This window comes from Armatimonas sp., from assembly GCF_043757465.1.
GTDB lineage: Bacteria > Armatimonadota > Armatimonadia > Armatimonadales > Armatimonadaceae > Armatimonas.
In genome coordinates, this window is record NZ_JAYVPL010000090.1 from 1 (window position 1) to 21,524 (window position 21,524).

Here is a 21,524-nt window from a genome sequence, read left to right on the forward strand (position 1 = left end):
CCCAGTTTTCAGGCGTTTGCCCAAGTTTGCTATGAATGCTGAAAATGCCTTTCCCATCTACGAAATGACTCAGCCCTTGATTATAGGGATTTCCATACAGTTAGATGTGTCGCACATATCTTGCCAAATGCGGTTCCCCTGTACTTATTGCCGATCCGGGGCGAACCTGAACCAGGGACACTGCTGCTGCTGGGTTTTGCCGCGCCCGTTGTGCTGCGCCTGAGCCGCCGCAAGTAGGCTTGTAGCGCTCACCGTGATAGAGATGCAACATAATAAGTATTATCGGACGTTGCATTGGCAATAAAAAACAGGAGCGTTTTGCTCCTGTTTTTACGCTGCTTGTGGAATATCGCCCATGCGTTGCTCGATGCGCTTGACCTGATCGTGGCACCGATCAAGAAGATCCTCGACAGAATCTGATGCTGCGGAAACCCCAGCCTGTTTCCCTCGCGACCAAATGAGATAGGCGGCTGTTGCCGCAGATACTGTCGCTGCTACGATGCCTACAACCCAATACGCTTTCTTTCTCTCTGTCCTCATCGTCTGCTCTCCTCTGAAGTTGCTCTTCAGTGTATCATGCCCCCATGGCGCTGACAGGGTGATTTAGTTCACGCCTGACTCCCATTTTCGGCTCCCAGTCACACTTTCTGGAGTCAATAGCCTCATTTTATCGCCGTGGGGTCGCCAAAAAGCCCGTGGGCGTGGACTTTTTGGGCAAAGAGCTTCAGTCCCGCCTCCTCACGTGCTCCCAGGTCGTAAACAATAGCATGGGAGAAGTAGGCTTGCGCACGCTCCAAACTCTCGCCATGCTCCTGTGCGCGCCGCCTCGCCACATCGTCCAAGTGTGCTGTCCCCCACTCCTTGGCGGTCAGTAAGTGCGAGCAAAGCGTGTCGGTTAGTAAATCGGGGCGACCGATCCAGAGGGCGAAAACAAAGGGTAAGTTTGTCCAGTCCTTCCATATCTCCCCCAGATCCAGCGCCAGCAAGCTCTTGTCGTAGTCACAATAGCCTTTGTCGCCGATGAGAAGTGCGGCATCGTGTTCCGCCAGCATGGAATCTAGATCCGGGGCCATCGCGGTGTATTCGGGGCGCAAGCCAAAACGCTCCTCTAAAATGATCCTGGTGAGAGTCACCGAGGTCAGCGAGGACGTATCGAGGGCGACGCGCTTGATCTGCTCGATAGGCACCTGCGAGAAGACACGGACGGAGCGAACTGGGCCATCGCACGCCACGGAAATCCCAGGAGCGTAGCGGAGCTGAGGGCGACGAACCCATGCGACAGCGGAGACAAGTCCGGCAGAAAAATCTCCGGGTTCCAGGCGAGGAGCAAGCTGGGACGGCAGGATAAACTCCACGCTCGCTCCCACAGCTCTGCCCGCTTCTGTCTCGGTAAACCAATCGGTGAGCGGACGGGCGTTGAGGTAGGGAACAGACCCAAGCTTTAAAATGAACGTGTTCATAAATAAATTATACCTTATTTTGGTGTATAATCTCTAGCAATTATGAGCATGGATGAAACGCCGACGACGACTCCGACCACGACGCCCCCCACGACCAAAGGTGTCACGCCACGAAAACTCCTGGGCTGGAGTCTTCTGCTTCTCATCGGAGGCGGGGTTGTCAATTTTGGGATCAATACTTTCCTGACGAAATCGCAGCTTGGACAGGTTGCCAGCAAAGAGCCTGTACAACAGCAAGACGGGGTCGCGAAGCTCATGGGGCGTAAAGTACTCTTCGATGCCCTTCAGGGAGGTGCTCCTCCCCCCACACGCCTGGCAGCGATCATGACCCTCCAGGCACTGACGGCGGAAGGAAAAAGTAAAGACGCCTTTGAGCAGCTCCTTCAGATGTGTAAAGACCCGGATACGGAGTCGGCGGAGAAGAAGACCCATCCCGTGCGCGATGCCGCCCGTGCCGCCGTCGCCGCTGTCGGTGCAAGCTACGCAGAGCGCCTGCTAGACGCCGCTAAAGACCCGGACGGTAACATTCGTGACGGTGCGCGGGAAGCGCTCAAGAAAATCGGTGCGCCGCTCAAGGAGCAGATGGCAAAGCGCCTGAGTGATAAGGATCTACGCGGTCCCATGGGCGAGGTACTGGCGGGGATCGGGCCGGAGACTGTCGCGCTAATTGCGCCCTACCTCAGTGACGAAAAAATCAAGACCGATGCCGGGGCGAAGATTTCGCTCATCGAGACGCTGGGGAAATTCAGTGTCCCGGAAGCCGCTACCCCGATTCTGCCGTTTATCTCCGACACCGACCCGAATGTCCGACGCTCGGTGATCACCTCGCTGGCCAATATCGGTGACCCTGTCGGTGCGCCCGTGCTGATTCAGGCGCTCCAGAGCACCGAGACCGACGCGTCGGCCCGTGCCGCTGCCGCCGGTGCGCTGGGCGGTATCGCGACCCCTGAAGCGAACGCCGCGATGCTCACGGCTCTGAGTGACTACGACACTTTTGTCGGAATCGCTGCCGCCGCTGGGCTACGACGGGCAGGAGATGCCGCCGCCGCGCAAGTGGCTCAGGCACTGGCGAGCGCAAGCCCTTCCGTTCGCACCCTCGCGGCTGAGGCATCCGGCGGCCAGCGCTCGTCCGCGCTCGCTACCAAGGCACTCACAGACTCTGACCCCGCAGTGCGTGCAAAAGCCGCCGCGGCTCTGGGCGAGGTGCTCTTTCGTGCCGCCAGTATTCGCAAAACCCTTGCGACTCTCGCCTCCTCCACCAATGACAAAACCCGCGATCTCGCGGTCACCGAGCTACTTCGCTTCGGGGCGGAGCAAGAGGTCAGAGGTGCAGGAATCCCCGTCGCCGCTAAAGCAAATTTAATCGCTTCGTACACTGCCAAACGGGACGCGGAAAAAGATGAGAAGAAGAAAGCCACCTGGGACAAGCGTATCGCTAAGCTCACTGCGGCGGCTCCCCTCTCCGCTCTCGCCTCCCCCACGGAGTTTGCGCCGCTCCTCACTGCCCTTGCGGATAAAGAAGGCGCCTCCGAGGCCGCCGCCGTCGCGCTGGGCCGCCTAGGGATGGTCGCGGTGGAGGCACTCAAGACGAAGCTGGGCAGTGGCGACGATACCCTGGCCTACTACGCCTCCAAAGCACTGGCGAGCGTCGGTCGCGATGCCGTAGACAGGCTCCTGCCACTGGCCACCGACGGTAATCCCGCCGCACGCTGGGCTGCCATCACGCTCGGGGAGATCCGCGACCCGAAAGCCGCTTCCGCACTGGAGACGCTCGCCAAGTCCAAAAATGAGGACACCGCCTACATCGCGCAGGCCGCCCTCTCCAAAGTGAAACCGGGCTAAAACATATGGCACCTTTGCGTTTTGGAATCGTGGGCTGTGGCGGGATCGCTGGGCTGCATGCGCGGACGTTTCGCGATGGACTGGAGAAAGACGGTACCGCCGTGTTGGTCGCCGGTGCGGAGACGGATCTAAAGCGTCGCGAGGCGTTCGGAGCCAAGTGGAACCTCCCCATGCACGACTCCCTAGAGAGCTTGCTGGCTCGCGACGATATTGACGCGGTCGCCATTACATCACCCAGTGGCCTGCACGCCACGCACGCGATCCAGGTCGTCAAGTCCGGGCGGCACGCGCTCTCGGAGAAGCCACTCGACACCAATGCCGAGCGTGCCGCCGCCGCCGTGGCTGCGGCAAAAGAGGCAGGGGTCGTGCTGGGGGGCATCTTCCAGCAGCGCTTCAACGCGGGCGTTCAGAAAGTGCGCCGTGCAGTGCAAGCTGGTGCATTCGGGGAGCTAGTCTACGTGCAGTGCGAGACTCCCTGGTACCGCGCCCAGAGCTACTACGACTCGGGCTCGTGGCGTGGGACGTGGGACTTAGACGGCGGCGTGCTCTCCAATCAAGGAGTCCACATGGTGGATCGTCTGCTCTGGCTGGCGGGCGACTGGGACGAAGTGCTGCACGCTGTGTGCTCCCTCGGAAAGTTCCGCAACATCGAAGCTGAGACACTGGGTGTCGCCACGGTTCGGCTCAAAAACGGTGCGATTGCCACGATCACGGGCACCACGCTCGCCTACGACGGTCTCGCTCAGCGGGTGCTGATCTGCGGCACCGATGGCAGCGCGGCCTTTAACGGGGAAGAGCTAGTGACGTTCAAGACCCGCGAGCCGTTCGAGGAGGCAACGGAAAACGCCTCTGAGGCCACCGACACCGACAACAAAGCCGCCGACCCGCTCGCGCTCTCCTCTAACCAGCACGAGGCCAACTACCGCGACTTTATCGCCGCGGTTCGTGAGGGCAAGGAGTCGCTTATCAAGCCCGACGAAGGCGTCCGTGTGGTGGCGCTCCTCAACGCCATCTATGCCGCCGCAGGAGCAGGTCCATACGCTGGGTAATCGGAAGAACGGCGAGGTAGTAGCCGTCGGGGTCGTATTTTTGGAGCTGCTCGCGGGTGCCAGTCGGCCCATGGTTCCAGTTATTGACCCGGTTGCAGTCAAAGTAGCTCTGCGCAATTTCCCCCCAGTACTCACCAGGATTGGACGCTGCGTAGGTATTTTTCCAAAGTCCCTCACGGTAGCCGCGGCGCCGATATGGAGACCATACAGACTAAGAGGCTTTTTGTAGAACCGCCGCGCCGCGTCACGATCAGCCTCGCGATAGTTCGCAAAGAAGCTCTCCGGCGGCGGCGTGACATGAATCGTTTTGCGCATCATGCCACCCCTGCCAGGCGCTTTACGTGATACGCGCAGTTCTTCGTACATGCCCGGCCAACCTCCGCTTTCCCGTAGCACTTGACACAGACCTGCCCCTTGCGTTTGCAGTAGGCACAGTCAAAATTCTCGGTGGCCGGGTCGCCACAGTGCGGGCAGAGGCCGTATTTCTGGCTGGGCTGAAGCTTGCTATCTACGGCCACTCGGTGATCGAATAAGAAGCATTCACCGTCGAAGGCGCCGCCCTCGGGGAACTCGGCGAAGTAGTTTAAAATCCCACCATCGAGCTGATAGACATTCTCATAGCCTTTTTCCTCCAGCGTGAGAATTGCTTTTTCGCAACGAATCCCACCCGTGCAGTAGATCAGAATGGTCTTCTCTTTGGGAAGCGGATTACCCTCCATATAGTTTGAAAACTCAGAGAACTTAGTGATATTGGGGTCTACCGCGCCTCTAAACTTCCCGATACGTGTCTCGTAGTCGTTGCGCGTGTCCAGCACCACCACATCGCTTTCGTTTTCTAATAACGCGTGCCACTCTTTGGGCGACAGGTGCCGGTGCTGGTCGCTTTGCGGGAAAATACCGGGAAGCTCCGCCGTCACGATTTCGTCGCGAATCTGAACCGTCCAGCGCCGAAAGACGGACTTCATCGAAAAAGAATCTTTAAATTTCAGACCTGCAAACTCGGGGATTTTGAGAAGTGCTGCTTTGAATGCCGTCAGTGAGTCGGGCGTGGCACAGACAGTCGCATTAATGCCCTCCGTGGCCAGTAAGATCAGCCCCTGGACACCAAGTTCCTCCCCCAACGGCGTCAACTTTTCTTTAATAGTCTCGACACGCTCCGGCGATATTGCGACAAACTTATAGAAAGCAGCGATAGCATGGGTCATATAATGGCATTTTACCGCCCCTATCAGGAAAATTCTGGTAGTTTTCACAAGATAGTTTGCCACCAATTTACCCAATCTATAAATTAGTAGCATGAACATCCTGACAAGACCACTTCCATCGCTCCGCCGCGAAGCACAAAAGCCGGTTCCGCGCGTCATTGATGACAGTGATGAGCTACTCCCGCTGGAGCCACCCAATATCTGCCTGACAGGAAAGCCGGAGCTGGTGCTGGAGCTTCTCGCGGCGCTGCCCGAGAACCTCCCTCTGTCCCGACAGCGCCAGGTCATTGAGCGGATCCTGGAGCACAGAGCCCCCATAGACCCCGATGTACTGTTGGGGGAGGTTGTCTGGAAGAAGCGTGCGCTCCTCCAAACTCTCAAGCACTTGGAAGACCAGCAGACCTATGAGCAGGCGACGATCACAGCAGAAATAGAGGTGCTCTGGAACCGCCGAGAGGCAGTACAGGAAGCGTTTGTCCACCAGGGAGCAGCCCTGCAAAAGTGTGTTGCCGAGCTCGACCAGCTCCTGAGTTTTCTAGGCGAAGAGGGTGCCGATACGATACCCGCTCACGAGCCCGTCCCGTTCTTCAACCTAGCCGCCTGAGCGGACAAAGTACGCCAACTACCAGGGGAGTTCGTCGGCGTAGGGAATCCAGATATTCTTCACCTGGGTGGCAGTCCTCAGAAAAACATCGTGGCGCGGTAGTGCGCCAGGCTTGAGGCACCAGGTTCGCTTCAGATTTCCCACCGATGCTCTCTCAATCAGAGACGCATTCTCCCCGACATACCAGACACCATCTACATCGTCGTGTTCTGCCAGGGTCTTCATCAGGGTGTCGCGCTCGCCGGTGACAATATTGACCACACCTCCAGGGACATCACTCGTCTCAAGGACTTGGTAAAAATCCGTGGCGGAGAGAGGGTGCACCTCCGAGGGGATCACAATCACGGCATTGCCCAGCGCGATTGCCGGAGCAACAAACTGAATCAGTCCAAGAAGCGGCTGCTCCGTCGGACAAGCAATCCCCAGCACCCCGAGCGGCTCCGGCATCGCCAACACCACACTCTTTTGCACGGTTCGATGGATAGCGCCCTCGTTTTTGTCGGCCCACGCGGCCCAGAAGAAGAGCTGCGCAATGGCAGCGTCCACTTCCGAGGCACCGTCGTGCCCCGTCTGCATTGCGATACGTGCCGCAAATTCCGCCGTCCGGTAGCTTAAGTTCTCCGCGAGATAGTACAGAATCTGCCCTCGGTTGTGACCGCTTGCCCCCCCCCAGCCAGACGAAGCCGCCCGTGACGCCTCCACTGCATTACGGATGTCTTTCCGGTTGCCCTCGCCCACTTCCCCAAGGTGTGCGCCCCCCGGCCCCAGAACGCTTCGACTATAGCCTGAGTCGGGCCGCGCCTGCTTACCGCCAATATAAAGCTTCGCCGTTTGATCTAGCCCCCCCGCCCCCCGTCCAACGGGGGAAATATAATGATTTCCCTCATTTCCCCTATTGTCCCCGCGCTGGGCGGGGGGTAGGGGGCTAGCAACCAAATACTCCCAGAGCCCCTCTTTGCCACCCTCGCGCCCGAAGCCCGACTCGCGGTAGCCCCCAAACCCGGCGGCGGCGTCAAAGAGATTCGTGCCGTTGATCCAGACCGTGCCCGCCTTGAGCTTAGGAGCGGTTTCCAGGCACTGGTTGATGCTCTCCGACCAGAGCGACGCTGCCAGGCCATAGGGCGTGTTATTTGCCAGGGCGACGGCTTCAGCAGGCGTGCGAAACGACAGGGCCACCAGCACCGGGCCGAAGATCTCCTCTTGCACGACTCGCGACGCAGGTGAGACACCCGTTAGTAGTGTGGGCGGGTAGAAATAGCCCTCTTCCGGGCAGGCAGTGACGGGCTGGAAAAGTATCGCACCCTCGGCCACGCCTGCTCGCACCAGCTCGTCAATGCGCGTGAGCTGGATGGGCGCGACAATCGCCCCGATATCGGTCACTTTGTCCAGTGGATCACCGACCCGCAGCGTCTCCATGCGCCGCTTGAGCTTAGCAAGAAAGCGCGGCTCGATACTTTCCTGGACGAGGAGACGGCTTCCTGCGCAGCAGACCTGGCCCTGATTGAACCAGATCGCATCCACGACGCCCTCGACAGCGGCGTCTAGGTCGGCGTCCTCGAAGACAATAAACGGGGACTTCCCCCCCAGCTCCAGGGTCAATTTCTTGCCCGTTCCCGCAGTCGCCTGTCGAATCTGCCGCCCGACTTCCGTAGAACCCGTGAAAGCGATCTTATGCACATCAGGGTGGGCAACCAGCGCCGCGCCGGTGGCACCAGCGCCTGTGACAATATTCACGACGCCAGGTGGCAGCCCGATCTCCTGGCAGATCTGTGCAAAGAGCAGCGCCGTCAGTGACGTAAACTCAGCGGGTTTCAGCACAATGGTGCAGCCAGCCGCCAGCGCCGGAGCGATCTTCCAGGAGAGCATGAGCAACGGGAAATTCCACGGAATGATCTGGCCGCAGACCCCCACCGCCTCGTAGCCGGGGTATTCGGTCTCGAGCAGGGTCGCCCAGCCGGCATGGTGGTAAAAATGCCGAGCGACTAACGGAATATCAATGTCACGGGTCTCGCGGATCGGCTTGCCGTTATCAAGCGTCTCCAGCACCGCAAAGAGCCGGGCGTGCTTCTGCACCTGCCGCGCCAGCGCGTAGAGAAAGCGTGCCCGCTGTGACCCCCCAAGCGCTTTCCAGCCAGCCAGTGCCGCGCTTGCCGCAGCGACGGCAGCGGCGATATCGGTGTCGGTGCCCTGGCCAATCTGAGCCAGTACCTTACCGTTTGCGGGGTTCGTACTGGGAAAATGGGAAGCCGCTACCGTCCACACACCGCCGATAAAGTGCCCGAAGCCCTCAGTGTGTGTTGCAAGCCACTCCTGCGCAGGGGCCGCACTCTCGGGCGCAGGGCCGTAGTCCATGGTCTGAAAAATCTCCGCGACACTCATAGAGAAAATACGGCTTTGAGGAGATCCTCACGCGTCACGATTCCCACCAACGTGCCTTCAGAATCAACGACGGGCAGGCGGTTGATCTTCTTGCTGATCATGGTGCGTGTCGCTTCGATAACGGTAGTTTCCTCCGTTGCCATCTGGAGATTGGTGGACATCACGGAGCGCACACAGAGGTCCGCTCCGGCGTGGTAGAGGCGCTGAAGCACCTCCTCGGAGGCCAAAAAACCCCCGAAGGCCGCCGTCCGAGGAAGCGCTGCCCGCTTGCGCCCCTCGTTCAGCAAGTCAGACTCTGAGAGAATGCCCACCAAGTTGCCCTGAGCATCTACCACAGGAGCGCCACTGATCTGCTTCTCTGACAGCAGCGCCGCAGCCTCCCGTAGGGTGGCGTTTTCCGAAATCGTCACGACATCACGGGTCATGATCCCAGCAATAGTTTGCATAGTCAGTTACTTCACCAGGAGAGCGTACTCGGTTCTGGTGCGATACGTCTGACCGGGCATCAGGATCGTATTGGGGAAGTTCTTATGGTTCGGGGAATCCGGAAAGTGCTGCGTCTCCAGACAGATGCCAGAGTACTGAACATACTTCCAGCCGCCCTTACCCGTCAGTGTCCCATCCAGGAAGTTGCCCGTGTAGAACTGCAAGCCGGGCTGGTCGGTGCGGATCTCCAGTAGGCGGCCCGTGGTGGCTTCGGAGAGACGTGCGACAGTCGCGTAGCCCTTGGCTCCTGGCAGGAGAACATAGTTGAGATCGTAGCCAATATTAGGCTCTTTACCGCCGGCTGCCAGGAGCCGATCACCGACTATCGCGGGCTGGGCGAAAAAGTCGTAGGGAGTGTCTACGACGGGCAAGATCTTGCCCGTGGGCAGGAGATCCTCGTCGCCTTCCGTGTAGCTCTTAGCCGCGATATAAAGCTCGTGATCCAGAATTGTCCCCTTACCTTTGAGATTGAAGTAGGCATGGTTGGTTAAGTTAATCGGACACGGCTTATCAGTTGTCGCGGCGTATTCCATTTTGACGGTATTGGCTTCGGTAAGTGTGTAGATCACCGACGCGTTCACATTGCCGGGGTAGCCTTCCTCGCCATCTTTACTGAAGTAGGTAAACTGCACCGCCGGGCCATCGGGCCGTGCAACAATCTGAGCCTTCCAGTTCACCCAGGGAAAGGCATGACCATCGCCGCCATGCAGGTGGTTAGGAGGATTATTGATCGCCAGCTTATAGGTCTTCCCACCGAGCGTGAAGCGCCCCTTGCCGATCCGGTTGCAATAGCGCCCCACGGTCGAACCCATGAACGGATGTTTTGCCTTGGGAGGGGCCTGATACTCATAGGCCGCCAGGTTATCAAACCCGAGACAAATATCAGCCATCTTGCCCTCTTTGTCCGGCGCGTGGAGCTCTGTTAAAGTCGCACCATAGGTCATGATCTTCGCAACAAGACCATTCTTGTTGCGAAGAGTGTAGAGATCTACCGCGACTCCACTCTTGAGCTTGCCAAACGATGATTTCGTAATGCCTGCCATGTCTTCTTCCATTCCTTCCTCACAAACGAGTTCAACGCTATTGTACCAGTCATGGTATACTGTGGCACGGGCCGCACCCATGCGGCCCGTATTTTATTGCCATGCTCACCGAACTTACCCCCCAAAAAACCACCAAGTATATCTTCGTCACTGGCGGCGTCGTCAGCTCTATCGGCAAGGGAATCACCTCCGCCGCGCTGGGACGTTTGCTCAGAAACCGGGGCTTTCAGGTCACCCTGATGAAGCTTGATCCCTACATCAATGTGGATGCGGGTACGATGAACCCCTTTCAGCATGGGGAGGTCTTTGTCACCGACGATGGCGCGGAGACGGATCTAGATCTGGGGCACTACGAGCGGTTTGTGGACATCAGCCTGAGCCGCTCCGCCAGCGTGACAACGGGCGTCGTCTACGGTGCCGTGATTGCCAAGGAGCGGCGCGGCGACTATCTGGGCGGAACCGTCCAGGTGATTCCTCATATCACCAACGAGATCAAGGAGCGCATTGTCGCTCTGGGGAAATCCACGGGCGCGGATGTGGTTCTGGCTGAGGTCGGCGGCACGGTGGGAGATATTGAGGGGCTGCCCTTTCTGGAGGCAATCCGCCAGATGAAACGCGATGCGGGGCCGGGTAATGTTCTGTTTGTTCATGTGACTCTGATTCCTAGTGTCGGACCCTGGAACGAGATCAAGACCAAGCCGACGCAGCACTCCGTGGTCCGTCTGCGCGAGGTCGGTATCGCGCCCGATGTTCTGGTCTGCCGCGTCAAAGAGGGGCTCTCTGCCGAGCACCGCGAGAAGATCGCGCTCTTTTGCGATGTGGATGCTGAGGCCGTTATCTCCGCGCGGGATGTCGAGACGATCTATGAGATTCCGGTCATCTATGAAGAAGAGGGCTTTGCCAGCCTCGTGACCCGCCGTCTGGGCCTCCCCCATACTGAGGCCAATCTCGATGAGTGGAAGACCATTGTTCAGCGCATCCTTCACCCGGAGCACACGGTCAAAGTCGCGGTCGTCGGCAAGTATGTCCAGAACGGGGATGCCTACATCTCCATCGCGGAGAGCCTGAAGCACGCTGGAATCGCCCACAACTGCCACGTTGAGCTAGACTGGGTAGACTCTGAAGCGCTGGAAGATCAAGGCGTTGATGTGATTGGGCGGTTCCGCGAGAGCGATGCGATTGTTGTCTGCCCCGGCTTTGGTGCGCGGGGTATCGAGGGGAAGATCGAAGCCGTACGCTACGCCCGTGAGAACGCGATCCCCTATTTTGGCATTTGTTTAGGCATGCAGATGGCAGTGATTGAGTTTGCCCGCAATGTCTGTAACCTCGTCGGGGCCAACTCCACGGAGATGGACGAGAAAACGTCGCATCCGGTGATCCACTTGATGCACGACCAGTACCGCATTGAGGACAAGGGGGCCACCATGCGTCTAGGGCTCTGGGACTGCCATCTCTCCGAGGGAAGCCTGGCCGCCCAGCTCTACGGTAAGACCTTTATCCAGGAGCGTCACCGCCACCGCTACGAGTTCAACAACGACTACCGTGAGCGTCTTACCACAGCTGGTCTTGTCTGCTCAGGAGTGAACAAAGAGAAAAACCTGGTGGAGATTGTCGAGCTGCCCAATCATCCCTTCTTTGTAGGGGTTCAGTTCCACCCTGAGTTCAAGAGCCGCCCCAACCGGGCGCAGCCACTCTTTGCGGGTTTGATCTCGGCGGCACTCGCCACAAAAAAAGCCAGAAGCTAAGGCTCCTGGCTTTCGTGTCTGAGCTAAGCGGCTCTAGCCACCAAGTGTCTTCATCTGGTTGTCGATCGTTTGCTTGACCATGGGCTTCATCTTGGCAGGAGCAATCGCGAGAATCTCGTCCCCAAATTTTTTCGCGAGGGGCTTCATCTCCGCGAACATCTTTTTTGTGATCGGCTTCGCCTCGGCTTCCGCCTTCTTCACGTTCGGATCCGCCTTGGCTTTGGTCTGTAGCTCGGCCATTTTCTTTTGGAGTGCCATCCCCTTAGGACCCTGCTGATCCGCGGGTTTCATCGCCTTAGCTTCCTTCATAAAGGCATCTTGCTGCGTCTTATACTTGGTTAGCCCGTACTTCGCCTCGATAGCATCCAACCGTGGTTTGTACTTTTTCTGGATCGTATCCAACTGAGGCATGTATTTTTTCTGGATGGTAGCGGTCTTTGCCTGGAAATCCTGCATTTCCTTCATCTCCGCCGCACTGGGCTGTCCCCCAGCCGGGGGCTGGCCCTGAGCCAGCGCGGAGGGGCTCCCCACACTCAAGGCAAGTGCCATTGAAAAAGCGGCCGCCAGCCGCAGCATCCATTGTTTCATGATCGAATTCATCCTGTGTTTAAATTTCACTGTCCCATTGAAGACAGCACTGTATACGTTTACGTTACGGCTTTCGGTTCCCACCAGTTAACCGTCTGTGAAGTCCACAGGCACCAAGAAGGTTTTCTGCGTTCCCATGTAGAACGAAGTGTACCAGAGGATTAGGTTTTTATGCACATGAGGCGTGTTTTCATCTATCTCCTATGTGTCTTGTGCTGGCTTTCTAGCCCGGCGAGTGCACAACCCCCGCAGCGCCTGATCGCGACTCTGGATCGAGCAGGCACCATCACGGTTCGATTTGCCGGAAGCCAGCGCGTCTACGCAACTCTCCGCCCTGGCATTTTCGAGAGTATGTGGCAGTTCCGCACCGCCACTGCCGCCCCCGGTATTGGCATGGCACGCATCCGGGCCCGAAGTGCAAACGCCACTGTGGCCGTTACATTTGAAGCCGCTCTGGAAGCTATCTCGGATCGAAATCTGCGCCTGAAGTACACGCTCACGCCCAATAAAGACCTAAAAGTGAACAGTGCCCATCTGGCTTTGCTGAGTACGATTGAGGAATGGACTCAGGCAAAGGCGATTCTGGGAACACGGGAAGTGATCGTTGAGGAAAACACACCGAAACAGGCGAATGTGATTGCAGGTGACGGAGGGATTATCCTCACGCGCCGAGGAGCGACTCTCTCCGCCGAGACAAAAGATCAGCCGCTTCTGCTGCAGGACAACCGTGCCTTTAAGGCCCAAGAGCTTGAGCTTCGCTTTGGAAAACAATCCCCCGAGCCCGGTGGTCGCCTCTGGAAAGCGGGGCAGACAGAGACCTTCGAGACACTCGTGTCGTTTCCGGCTCCCCTCGCTCTCATCCGAGAAGAGCCCATCACGATCAACGCGGGCGACGACTGGATTCCCCTAGAGGAAACGAGTGCGGAGATCACACCGGGCAGTGTTCTGGACTTCTCGACTCTCCTAGATGCCCCTGCTGGAAAGTACGGACGTGTCGTGGTCAGCGGGGGGCACTTCAGCTTTGAGAAAGGCCTCAAGGCGCAGCGTTTCTGGGGAGTGAATCTTTGCTTCGGGGCAAACTATCTGGATAAACCCCATGCGGATAAGCTCGCCGAACGCCTGGGACGCTTAGGCTATAACAGTGTTCGTATCCACCACTACGATGGAGAAGCTGTCAATGCCGCGTCGTTGGACAAGCTCGACTACCTGATCGCAGCACTCAAGAAACGCGGCCTCTACATCAAAACCGACCTGTTTGTCTCACGCCCGGTGCCCGACACCCTCTCACTGGGAGATTTCAAGGCGGCGGTTCTTGTTTCAGACACTGCCTTTGGCAACTGGAAGGATTTTGCTCGAACCCTGCTCACGCATGTCAATCCCTACACCCAGCTTGCCTGGAAAGATGAACCGGCGCTGGGCTGGATTTGCGTGGTCAATGAACCGAACCTGACCAACGGGCTTGCGACTTTCAAACCAGAGTTACTTGCGCTACTGGAAAAAGAGTGGCAGGTGTGGCGCAAAAGCCGTAATCTGCCGACAGCGCCTCTGCCTCGCACCGTCGGCAACGACCGTGCGGGGCGGGAAGTGGGAGGATTTCTTGCAATGCTCCATGAGCGTGGTTTTGCCAAGATGAAAGCCGCTATTCGTGAGCTGGGCTGCAAGGCACTTCTGACTGATCTCAATGGCTGGTCCGAGAGTCCGGCGTTTATGGCGGCGCGTACCGACCTCGATTTTGTGGATACTCACTTTTACTGGGATCATCCCAACTTTCTGGAAGAGGACTGGAAACTGCCATCCTCTGGAAATCAAGACGGTGCTTCCGCCCTGAGTAACGGGGGAACCGGCCCGGGCGGGGTTGCAATGACCCGTCTTTTTGGCAAGCCCTTTACTGTCAGTGAGTTCAACTACACTGCTCCAAACCGCACCCGTGCAGAGGGTGGTCTCTTGATGGGCGCAGCGGCTGCGCTCCAGAACTGGGATGCGGTCTGGCAGTTTGCCTACGCCCACACCGTTGAGTCCGCAGTGGCCCCCGGAGCCCTGAGTTATTTTGATCTTGCAAACGATCCGGCGGGCCTGATGAGTAGCCGGGCGGGTTCGCTCTTGTTCCTGCGTGGGGATGCGCGCACGGCTCCCAATGCCGTTTCACGGCACCTGCGTCGCGATGAGCTTCTCACAAAGCCAGAGCTTGGTGTCTCGGTCGGGTTTGGGGAGCTGGCGCTCGTCACCCGTATTGGCACCTGGGTGGAAGAGGCTACCGGCCCGCTGGCTCCCCCCCGCCCTACGGAGCTTCGCCTGACCAAAGGTGACTCTAAAGATGCACTAGCACAGCTCTTCCAGTCCAACCGTCTCGCTGCGACCAACCGCACCAACTTCGAGACCCAGGAGCGCCAGGCCGAGACCGGGGAGATTGCTGTCAACGGCCAGTTCGGCTCGCTGCGCATCACTACGCCGAAGCTTTTAGGGGGCATCTGCCCGGAAGGGGACTCGATCCAGTGCGGTCCGCTACGCATCGGCGCGGAAGTCGCGGAGGCCACGGTCTATGTGACCTCCCTTGATGGCAAGCCCGTCTCCGAGAGTGCCCGGCTTCTGGTGGCCCACATTACCGATGTCCAGAACACGGGAATTCGCTATGGCGCTCCCGATCTTAAAATTCTGGAGGCCTGGGGCACACTTCCCCACTTGGTAAAACGCGGTGTCGTCAATGTTACTCTCACGCGCAAGCTTGCGGGCAAGGTGGAAGCCTGGCGCTTGGATACTAGCGGGAAACGTGTCGCTCCTCTGGAGGCCAAGCTAGCGGGCACCGAGCTAAGACTTCCGCTGAGCACTCTCGGGCCGGATGGTAAAGCGACGATATACTATGAAGTAGTGATTAAGTAACCTCCCCTCGCGCTTCGCGCGACCCCCTCCGGTTACACAAAGGGGGTGGGAGCTAGATTGAGGTTTTTCATGGGGCTTTTGGACGGTAAAAAAGGGATTCTCTACGGGGTGCGCAACTCCTGGTCTGCGGGCTGGGGTTGTGCTCAGTCGCTGGCACGCGAGGGCGCACAGTTCGTCATGACGTATTACGGCGAGCGCGAGGAAAACGATGTCAAGAAGCTGGCGGCCAAGCTTCCAGAGGGCAGTGTCCCCTTAATCGAGCCCTGTAATCTGCTGGACCCAGAACAGATCGCGGCGCTTCACGAGAAAGTCGCGGCTACGTTCGGGACGCTAGACTTTGTGGTGCACTCGGTAGCCTTTGCTAAGGGGCTGGATGGTCGGATGATTGATGTGAGTGGCCCAGACTTTGATATCTCGCTCCAGTCGTCCACCTACACACTCATTGCCGCCGCCAAAGCCGCCGAACCACTCATGACCAACGGCGGAAGTATCGTCACACTCACGTATCTTGGCGGTGTTCGGGTCGTGCCCAACTACAACACGGCGGGTATCGCCAAGGCCGCCCTAGAGTCTACGGTACGCTACCTGGCCTACGATCTAGGGGCGCAAAATATCCGCGTGAATGCCATCTCCGCCGGTCCCATGAAAACCCTCTCCGCGATGGGGATCAAGGGCTTCCGCGATATTCTCAAGAGCATTGCCAGTGCCGCGCCGCTGCACCACAATACCGAGATCACCGAAGTGGGCGACACCTGCGCCTTCTTCGTCTCCGACTGGTCTCGCGGCACCACAGGTGATGTGCTCTATGTGGATTCCGGCTATCATATTTTAGGGATTCCAGACTATGGCAACAACTCCGGGGGCTAGTGTTGTCGCCTGTCTGCTCCTGCTCCTTGGTTGTGGGGGCGGGGGCGGTAGCAACGATCCGGGGGCAAGCTCCGTGGTGGCGGCGCGAGCGACTCTGGCGGCGGACTCCGTGCCCGAGGTGCTGGTGCAGTGGGCCGCACCGCTGGATATCGCCGCCCAGCGCATTGTGGAGTACCAGGTATTTCGCAACAGCGACCGGATCGGGGCTGTGGACAAAGACGGACGCAGCTTCCGAGACACGACGGCGTCCGGGACGTTCGCCTTCCAGGAGGCGAGCGGCACGACTTTAACGCCCCGCACGGGAAACCACTCCCCTGTTCGGCCCGGCGGAACTGTTCGCTACCAGGTACGCGTGCTCTTCCAGCGCATCGAGCCCAGTGGGGCGACCTCCTACGCGGAGACGAGCCTCAACACGCCTGGTGTGGCCACCACGCCGCTGGTTCGCCCGAGCATCGCCAGTGTCACGCCGCAGTCGGTGGAGGCCCTGGTGCGCTTCCCCAAGCTCGACGGTGCGGATCAGTACCAGGTGGAAACCTCCGTGTTTTCCGACTTTCGTAGCAAAACCGTCCGTGGCCCCGTGCAGGTCACGAGCGGCGAGGGCCTCATCACGATCCCTTGGCCCGCAGACAGTGCGCCTGGCAACACGGTCTATGCACGCGTCGGGGGCCGCGCCACCGGCGATGCGAACCCGCCGCTCACCACGGATCCCAACGGCGACGATTACCTCTACTCAGTCGCGCAAACGGTTACTCGCCCCTGAACCGCCCCGTCTCGAACCCACCCGCCTCATTCTTTGGCTCGCGGTTTCCGGTACAATGGACTACGTGTCTTCTTCCCTCGCTCGTCTCTTTGGAAAAAATGGTCCGCTCTCCAAACGCCTGCCTGGCTTTGCGCCCCGCGCGGAACAGACGGCGCTGGCGGAGGCGATTGCGCTGGGGTTGGCGGAGAGCCGTCCGTGTCTGGCTGAGGCGGGAACGGGTGTCGGAAAAAGCCTGGCCTATCTCGTGCCGCTGCTGCGCTGGCTGGAAAAGTCCGAGGGGCGCGCCGTCATCTCCACCCACACCCTCGCGCTCCAGAGTCAGCTCATCGAGCGCGATATTCCCGCTGTGCTCACCGCGTTGGAATCGCCGATTGAGGCGGCGGTGCTTAAAGGCCGACAGAATTTTTTATGTTTTCAAGAACTGGAGATTGCATCGGGTGAGCTGTGGACGTTTGGCGATCCTACCTTCAAGAACATCCAGCGCTGGTCGAGCGAGACCGACACGGGCGATGTGTCGGAGCTGGATTTCTCCTACTCGGGCTGGAGCGAGATCGCCGCGCACCCAGACACCTGCCGTCACCGGGAGTGCCGCCACTACGACAAGTGTTTTTATTACAAAGCCCGTAAAAACGCCGAGCAGTGTCGGCTCATCGTCGTCAATCATGCGCTTTTCTTCGCGGATCTACGCCTGCGCCGCCAGGCCCCCGATGGCCCGACGCTGCTTCCTACCTACGATGCCGTGGTCTTTGACGAGGCGCACCATGTAGACGATGTGGCGACCCGTGCTTTCGGGCTGGAGTGGAGCTCGCGCCGCGTGCCGATCTTACTGTCGCGCTGCAAGCGGCTCGCTCAGCTCAAGCCACAGCATCTTGCCGCCATAGACGCGATTCATCAGCGTCTTTTAGATCCGTATCTCGCGGCTCGAAACGACGAGGGGTTTATGCACGAGGTGGACGCGCCGCAGTTTCGGGAGCTGCGCGACGCCGTGACGGTCTCCCTAGATGCTCTTGCCAAAGACCTAATCAATATCGCGGAGACGACCACCAGGCCCCAGGAAAAAGAAAAAGCCGTCGGGCTGGCAAAGACGGCTACCCGCCTCTCAACGGAGCTTTCCGCGTTTCACACCGAGCCGCAGGACGACTCGTACTTTCTCTGGTACCACAACCGCCAGATGCGCGGCGGAGGAATACTCACCACACTCGTACGCACGCCCTATGATATTGCCCCAACACTAGAAGACACCCTCTACGCCCGCATCGAGCGCGTGAGTTTCGTCTCCGCTACGCTGGCCACGGGTGGCGGCTTCGAGAGCACGGCCAAGCGCCTGGGGCTAACCTCCCCCCTAGCCCCCGCCAGCCCCCTAGCCCCCGCCGAGCGGGGGGACAATAAGGAGCAAGACAGCGAGGAGGATTTTATTTCCTCTGAGCCCCCTCGCCGGGCGAGAGATGGGGGGGAGGAATACCAGATTACCGCGCTCCAGGTCATCCAGGGCTCGCCGTTTGACTACGAAAAAAACAGCCTGCTCTATGTTCCACGTCATCTCGGGCCACCGGCGAGCAGCGACGAGTACGCGGAGCGGATGCTCTTCGAGGTGCAAACCCTCGTGGGTCTCGCCAAAGGCCGAACCTTTGTACTATTTACCTCGCACCGGATGTTATCTCTCGCCAAGGAGCGCCTGAAAGCGAGCTTCGACTACCCGATTTTTGCCCAGGGAGAGGCGCCCAACGCCCGGCTTGTGGAGAGCTTCACCAAAGCGGGTAACGGTGTTTTACTGGGAACCAGCAGCTTCTGGGAGGGCGTCGATGTGCCGGGCGACGCCCTCTCGCTCGTGATTTTAGACAAGCTCCCCTTCCCCACCCCGGACTCACCGCCGCTGCGAGCACGAGAGGCGCGTATCAAGGCCTCCGGCGGCGATGCCTTCGCCGAGTTCAGTATGCCCACCACGGAGCTGCGCCTCAAACAAGGGGTGGGGCGCTTGCTGCGCACCACGACAGATCGCGGTGTCGTGGCCATTTTAGATGCCCGTCTCTGGAGCAAGTCCTACGGCAGAAAACTTCTCGATGCGCTCCCCCCCTGCCCTCGCACCGACCAGATTAGCCAGGTGGCACAGTTCTTTGCAGCATATCCGGGTTGACATATCATCCAGCCGGGTATACATTGTAACTACTATGATAAAAACGCGACTGGTGAAGATTGGGAATTCCCAGGGAATTCGAATTCCCAAACTGTTGCTACAACAAACACAACTTACCGATGAAGTGGAGCTGGACGTGGAAGAGGGGAAGCTCATCGTCCGCTCCGTACGGCCCGTTCGTCAGGGCTGGGACGCACAGTTTCGCGTCATGGCGGAAGCCAGAGAGGACACGCTTCTGGATAACGAAGCGCTCACTCTTACTCGCTGGGAGACCGAAGAATGGAGTTGGTAGTTCAACGCTTTGAGGTCTGCTTGGTCAACCTCGACCCCACGATAGGTAGTGAAATTCAGAAAACGCGCCCTTGCCTTGTCGTCTCGCCCGACGAGATCAACCGAAATATTGCCACGGTGATCCTAGCTCCTATGACCACTGCCGCGCGAAACTATCCCACCCGAATTCCCTGTGAGTTCCAGGGGGAATCCGGCCAGGTAGTTCTGGATCAACTTCGCACCGTGGACAAGACCCGCCTCGTTAAACGCCTTGGCTCCGTTAGCGACGATGAAAAACGCGCCGTCCTGCACGCTCTTGCGGAGCTATTTGCGGAGTAACCCACCATGAACAAGCCCGTGATTGTCGGACTCGGGGAGGTGCTCTGGGACTTGCTGCCCCACGGAAAGTATCTCGGAGGAGCCCCCGCAAATTTTGCGTTCCATGCCAGCCAGCTCGGCGCGGAGGGTATTGTCGCCAGTGCCATCGGGCGCGATGCCCTCGGCGATGAAATTCTCCAGCGCCTCGAAAGCCTTGGTCTCGCCACCGATTACCTTCAGCGCAACGACTCCCCCACCGGCACGGTCACAGCCACGCTGGATGCCGAGGGAAAAGCGACCTACACGATTCATGAGAACACGGCCTGGGATGATTTTCGCGCCCACTCCGGGTGGGATTCGCTTGCAAAGCACACCGATGCAGTGTGTTTTGGGAGCTTGGCCCAACGCTCTCCGGAGTCCTGTGCGATCCTGCGCCGCTTCGTGCACAGGACGCCCTCACACTGCCTACGCCTCTTTGATATCAACCTGCGTCAGCACTACTTTGAACAGGCGACAACCCACTTTTCTCTTCAGCTTGCCCATGTCTTCAAACTCAACGACGAAGAGCTGCCCGTGGTGGCGTCACTTCTGGAGCTTTCCGGCAGTGAGGAGTCTCTTATCGCGGCCTTTTGGGAGCGCTACCCGAATCTCCAGCTCGTTGCCCTGACTCGCGGGGCACAGGGGAGCACACTTTTTACCCGCTTCCGTCGCTCAGATCATCCGGGCTATCCCCTCGCTGATGGCGTGAAACCCGACACGGTCGGGGCGGGCGATGCGTTCACGGCGACACTTGCCGTTGGTCTCCTGCGCTTTGAGGACCTCGACACGCTTCATGAGAAAGCCAGCCGGATTGCGAGCTTTGTCTGCTCCCAACCCGGCGCGACCCCCACACATCCTGCTACGGAATCAGCCCTCGAACAAAAACATCCATGACGTTGTTGGTGTCACCCACGACGAGATTGGAGGCGACGGAGCAGAACATCACGGTCGTGCCGTCTGCGCTTAACGAGACGCTGCCGGTGCTCAGCCCACCGCTAGAGCCATTGGCAGACCCTGGTTTGCCCGCCACGATCCCCTTGGATACCATGTAGGTCTTCCCTGTACTGATATCGCGCAGAAAGACATCCTCAAGGTTGTTGTTATCGGTGAAGCCATTACTGGATTTGGTAACCAGGTTGTTTGCTAGAGACTGAAACGCGACGCGCATCCCGTTGGCGCTGATGCTAATGCCCCAGCCCTCGCTGTAGCCGCTGGCACCGTTGCCCTGGCCGCCCGATGAGTCCACTACGGAGGCTCGGATCGTGGTGCTGGTGAGCGTGTCGCGTACAAACACGTCCTCAAGGTTGTTATTATCGCCATTGACGAAGTTGTTGCGTGAGGCAAATCGGGCTACCCACCAGGTTGGTGGCAAGGGAGCGAAACGCCACAATATTACCGTCGCCGCTGATGGCAGAGGAGTCGCTCAGGCCATTGCCCGTCGTTCCCGTTCCCTCATCAGAAACAAGGGTGGTGGTTCCCAGCACCCGATCGTGGACAAACACATCGTTGGCACCGTTGGTGTCTCCGGGCACCAAATTGGTGGCAGTGGAACTAAACGCGACATAGCGCCCGTCCGCGCTGATACTCGGGTTGTTGCTGTTTCCGCCCACCGCCTGCGCCCCACCCGTCGCCACCGAGACGCGCGTTGTGATGCCCGTCGTGCGGTCATGCACAAAGATATCGGAGACACCATTGGTATCTCCCACGACAAGATTGGTCGCCACGGAGCGAAAGGCCACAAACTGCCCGTTGGCGCTGAGCTTAGGGCTCGTAAAAAAATAACCTCCCGATTCATATAGGATTTACATTTACTCTCGGATAGATAGTGTAGTTCCATTGCGGACAGATGTCATGGTAA

Annotated in this window: 20 protein-coding genes; 12 read left to right on the forward strand and 8 right to left on the reverse strand. The window is 58.8% G+C overall.

Annotation, left to right across the window (positions count from 1 at the left end; translation table 11 throughout):
- Positions 1-120: 120 nt before the first annotated feature.
- Entirely contained in the window at positions 121-237 is a 117-nt protein-coding gene (locus tag ACH2ED_RS11830; protein ID WP_395091254.1) for a PEP-CTERM sorting domain-containing protein, read from the forward strand.
- Between the two features lie 425 nt (positions 238-662).
- On the opposite strand, the gene ACH2ED_RS11835 is transcribed toward ACH2ED_RS11830, so the two are convergent.
- On the reverse strand, positions 663-1,460 hold the full coding sequence (locus ACH2ED_RS11835; protein ID WP_395091256.1) for a menaquinone biosynthetic enzyme MqnA/MqnD family protein: 798 nt from the start codon (positions 1,458-1,460) through the stop codon (positions 663-665).
- A gap of 42 nt (positions 1,461-1,502) precedes the next feature.
- Here ACH2ED_RS11835 and ACH2ED_RS11840 point away from each other — a divergent pair, with 42 nt between their 5' ends.
- Positions 1,503-3,302 carry a HEAT repeat domain-containing protein gene (locus ACH2ED_RS11840; protein ID WP_395091258.1) on the forward strand — a complete coding sequence of 600 codons (1,800 nt, stop codon included), beginning with the start codon at positions 1,503-1,505 and terminating at the stop codon, positions 3,300-3,302.
- A gap of 5 nt (positions 3,303-3,307) precedes the next feature.
- A complete protein-coding gene (locus tag ACH2ED_RS11845; RefSeq protein ID WP_395091260.1) occupies positions 3,308-4,351 on the forward strand; it encodes a Gfo/Idh/MocA family protein in 1,044 nt (347 codons plus the stop codon).
- Between the two features lie 314 nt (positions 4,352-4,665).
- Here ACH2ED_RS11845 and ACH2ED_RS11850 read toward each other — a convergent pair whose 3' ends face one another.
- Entirely contained in the window at positions 4,666-5,556 is an 891-nt protein-coding gene (locus ACH2ED_RS11850) for a rhodanese-related sulfurtransferase (protein WP_395091261.1), read from the reverse strand.
- 91 nt (positions 5,557-5,647) lie between these two features.
- Between ACH2ED_RS11850 and ACH2ED_RS11855 the strand changes: the two genes are divergently transcribed.
- Entirely contained in the window at positions 5,648-6,160 is a 513-nt protein-coding gene (locus ACH2ED_RS11855; RefSeq protein ID WP_395091263.1) for a hypothetical protein, read from the forward strand.
- Positions 6,161-6,178: 18 nt separating this feature from the next.
- Here the strand turns inward: ACH2ED_RS11855 and ACH2ED_RS11860 are convergent, their stop codons facing one another.
- The 3 genes from ACH2ED_RS11860 to ACH2ED_RS11870 are packed head-to-tail and all read right to left on the reverse strand — an operon-like array spanning position 6,179 to position 10,068.
- Entirely contained in the window at positions 6,179-8,539 is a 2,361-nt protein-coding gene (locus ACH2ED_RS11860; RefSeq protein WP_395091264.1) for an aldehyde dehydrogenase family protein, read from the reverse strand.
- Entirely contained in the window at positions 8,536-8,985 is a 450-nt protein-coding gene (locus ACH2ED_RS11865; protein WP_395091266.1) for a CBS domain-containing protein, read from the reverse strand. Before ACH2ED_RS11865 ends, ACH2ED_RS11860 begins: the two co-directional genes overlap by 4 nt.
- Before the next feature lie 6 nt (positions 8,986-8,991).
- Positions 8,992-10,068, reverse strand: a complete 1,077-nt coding sequence (locus tag ACH2ED_RS11870) for an aldose epimerase family protein (protein ID WP_395091267.1) — start codon at positions 10,066-10,068, stop codon at positions 8,992-8,994.
- Between the two features lie 101 nt (positions 10,069-10,169).
- On the opposite strand from ACH2ED_RS11870, the gene ACH2ED_RS11875 reads away from it, so the two are divergent.
- The gene (locus ACH2ED_RS11875; protein WP_395091269.1) at positions 10,170-11,813 is read left to right on the forward strand and encodes a CTP synthase; all 1,644 of its coding nucleotides are present in this window, start codon (positions 10,170-10,172) and stop codon (positions 11,811-11,813) included.
- Between the two features lie 33 nt (positions 11,814-11,846).
- Here ACH2ED_RS11875 and ACH2ED_RS11880 read toward each other — a convergent pair whose 3' ends face one another.
- Entirely contained in the window at positions 11,847-12,401 is a 555-nt protein-coding gene (locus ACH2ED_RS11880) for a hypothetical protein (RefSeq protein ID WP_395091270.1), read from the reverse strand.
- A 177-nt stretch (positions 12,402-12,578) separates the two neighbouring features.
- On the opposite strand from ACH2ED_RS11880, the gene ACH2ED_RS11885 reads away from it, so the two are divergent.
- The 7 genes from ACH2ED_RS11885 (at position 12,579) to ACH2ED_RS11915 (ending at position 20,560) form a co-directional block, all read left to right on the forward strand.
- Entirely contained in the window at positions 12,579-15,278 is a 2,700-nt protein-coding gene (locus ACH2ED_RS11885; protein ID WP_395091271.1) for a hypothetical protein, read from the forward strand.
- A gap of 57 nt (positions 15,279-15,335) precedes the next feature.
- Positions 15,336-16,145: an enoyl-ACP reductase gene (locus tag ACH2ED_RS11890; protein ID WP_395091273.1), complete on the forward strand. Its 810-nt coding sequence runs from the start codon at positions 15,336-15,338 to the stop codon at positions 16,143-16,145.
- A complete protein-coding gene (locus ACH2ED_RS11895; protein WP_395091275.1) occupies positions 16,123-16,905 on the forward strand; it encodes a hypothetical protein in 783 nt (260 codons plus the stop codon). Before ACH2ED_RS11890 ends, ACH2ED_RS11895 begins: the two co-directional genes overlap by 23 nt.
- 64 nt (positions 16,906-16,969) lie before the next feature.
- Complete coding sequence (locus tag ACH2ED_RS11900; RefSeq protein ID WP_395091276.1) at positions 16,970-19,039, forward strand: ATP-dependent DNA helicase; 2,070 nt, start codon at positions 16,970-16,972, stop codon at positions 19,037-19,039.
- 34 nt (positions 19,040-19,073) lie between these two features.
- Positions 19,074-19,331, forward strand: a complete 258-nt coding sequence (locus ACH2ED_RS11905) for an AbrB/MazE/SpoVT family DNA-binding domain-containing protein (protein WP_395091278.1) — start codon at positions 19,074-19,076, stop codon at positions 19,329-19,331.
- On the forward strand, positions 19,319-19,648 hold the full coding sequence (locus tag ACH2ED_RS11910; RefSeq protein ID WP_395091280.1) for a type II toxin-antitoxin system PemK/MazF family toxin: 330 nt from the start codon (positions 19,319-19,321) through the stop codon (positions 19,646-19,648). The genes ACH2ED_RS11905 and ACH2ED_RS11910 overlap by 13 nt, the downstream gene beginning before the upstream one ends.
- A 6-nt stretch (positions 19,649-19,654) precedes the next feature.
- Positions 19,655-20,560, forward strand: a complete 906-nt coding sequence (locus tag ACH2ED_RS11915; RefSeq protein ID WP_395091282.1) for a carbohydrate kinase — start codon at positions 19,655-19,657, stop codon at positions 20,558-20,560.
- On the opposite strand, the gene ACH2ED_RS11920 is transcribed toward ACH2ED_RS11915, so the two are convergent.
- Both ACH2ED_RS11920 and ACH2ED_RS11925 read right to left on the reverse strand, forming a co-directional pair.
- Positions 20,526-21,038: a hypothetical protein gene (locus tag ACH2ED_RS11920; RefSeq protein ID WP_395091284.1), complete on the reverse strand. Its 513-nt coding sequence runs from the start codon at positions 21,036-21,038 to the stop codon at positions 20,526-20,528. The genes ACH2ED_RS11915 and ACH2ED_RS11920 overlap by 35 nt on opposite strands.
- Complete coding sequence (locus tag ACH2ED_RS11925; protein ID WP_395091285.1) at positions 20,977-21,405, reverse strand: TolB family protein; 429 nt, start codon at positions 21,403-21,405, stop codon at positions 20,977-20,979. Before ACH2ED_RS11925 ends, ACH2ED_RS11920 begins: the two co-directional genes overlap by 62 nt.
- Between the last annotated feature and the right edge of the window lie 119 nt (positions 21,406-21,524).

What these genes read in the sequence shown, in the direction of transcription:
- ACH2ED_RS11835 (WP_395091256.1), bottom strand. Translation starts at nt 1,460, where the DNA reads ATGAACACGTTCATTTTAAAGCTTGGGTCTGTTCCCTACCTCAACGCC.
- ACH2ED_RS11840 (WP_395091258.1), top strand. Translation starts at nt 1,503, where the DNA reads ATGAGCATGGATGAAACGCCGACGACGACTCCGACCACGACGCCCCCC.
- ACH2ED_RS11845 (WP_395091260.1), top strand. Translation starts at nt 3,308, where the DNA reads ATGGCACCTTTGCGTTTTGGAATCGTGGGCTGTGGCGGGATCGCTGGG.
- ACH2ED_RS11850 (WP_395091261.1), bottom strand. Translation starts at nt 5,556, where the DNA reads ATGACCCATGCTATCGCTGCTTTCTATAAGTTTGTCGCAATATCGCCG.
- ACH2ED_RS11855 (WP_395091263.1), top strand. Translation starts at nt 5,648, where the DNA reads ATGAACATCCTGACAAGACCACTTCCATCGCTCCGCCGCGAAGCACAA.
- ACH2ED_RS11860 (WP_395091264.1), bottom strand. Translation starts at nt 8,539, where the DNA reads ATGAGTGTCGCGGAGATTTTTCAGACCATGGACTACGGCCCTGCGCCC.
- ACH2ED_RS11865 (WP_395091266.1), bottom strand. Translation starts at nt 8,985, where the DNA reads ATGCAAACTATTGCTGGGATCATGACCCGTGATGTCGTGACGATTTCG.
- ACH2ED_RS11870 (WP_395091267.1), bottom strand. Translation starts at nt 10,068, where the DNA reads ATGGCAGGCATTACGAAATCATCGTTTGGCAAGCTCAAGAGTGGAGTC.
- ACH2ED_RS11875 (WP_395091269.1), top strand. Translation starts at nt 10,170, where the DNA reads ATGCTCACCGAACTTACCCCCCAAAAAACCACCAAGTATATCTTCGTC.
- ACH2ED_RS11880 (WP_395091270.1), bottom strand. Translation starts at nt 12,401, where the DNA reads ATGAAACAATGGATGCTGCGGCTGGCGGCCGCTTTTTCAATGGCACTT.
- ACH2ED_RS11885 (WP_395091271.1), top strand. Translation starts at nt 12,579, where the DNA reads ATGAGGCGTGTTTTCATCTATCTCCTATGTGTCTTGTGCTGGCTTTCT.
- ACH2ED_RS11895 (WP_395091275.1), top strand. Translation starts at nt 16,123, where the DNA reads ATGGCAACAACTCCGGGGGCTAGTGTTGTCGCCTGTCTGCTCCTGCTC.
- ACH2ED_RS11905 (WP_395091278.1), top strand. Translation starts at nt 19,074, where the DNA reads ATGATAAAAACGCGACTGGTGAAGATTGGGAATTCCCAGGGAATTCGA.
- ACH2ED_RS11910 (WP_395091280.1), top strand. Translation starts at nt 19,319, where the DNA reads ATGGAGTTGGTAGTTCAACGCTTTGAGGTCTGCTTGGTCAACCTCGAC.
- ACH2ED_RS11915 (WP_395091282.1), top strand. Translation starts at nt 19,655, where the DNA reads ATGAACAAGCCCGTGATTGTCGGACTCGGGGAGGTGCTCTGGGACTTG.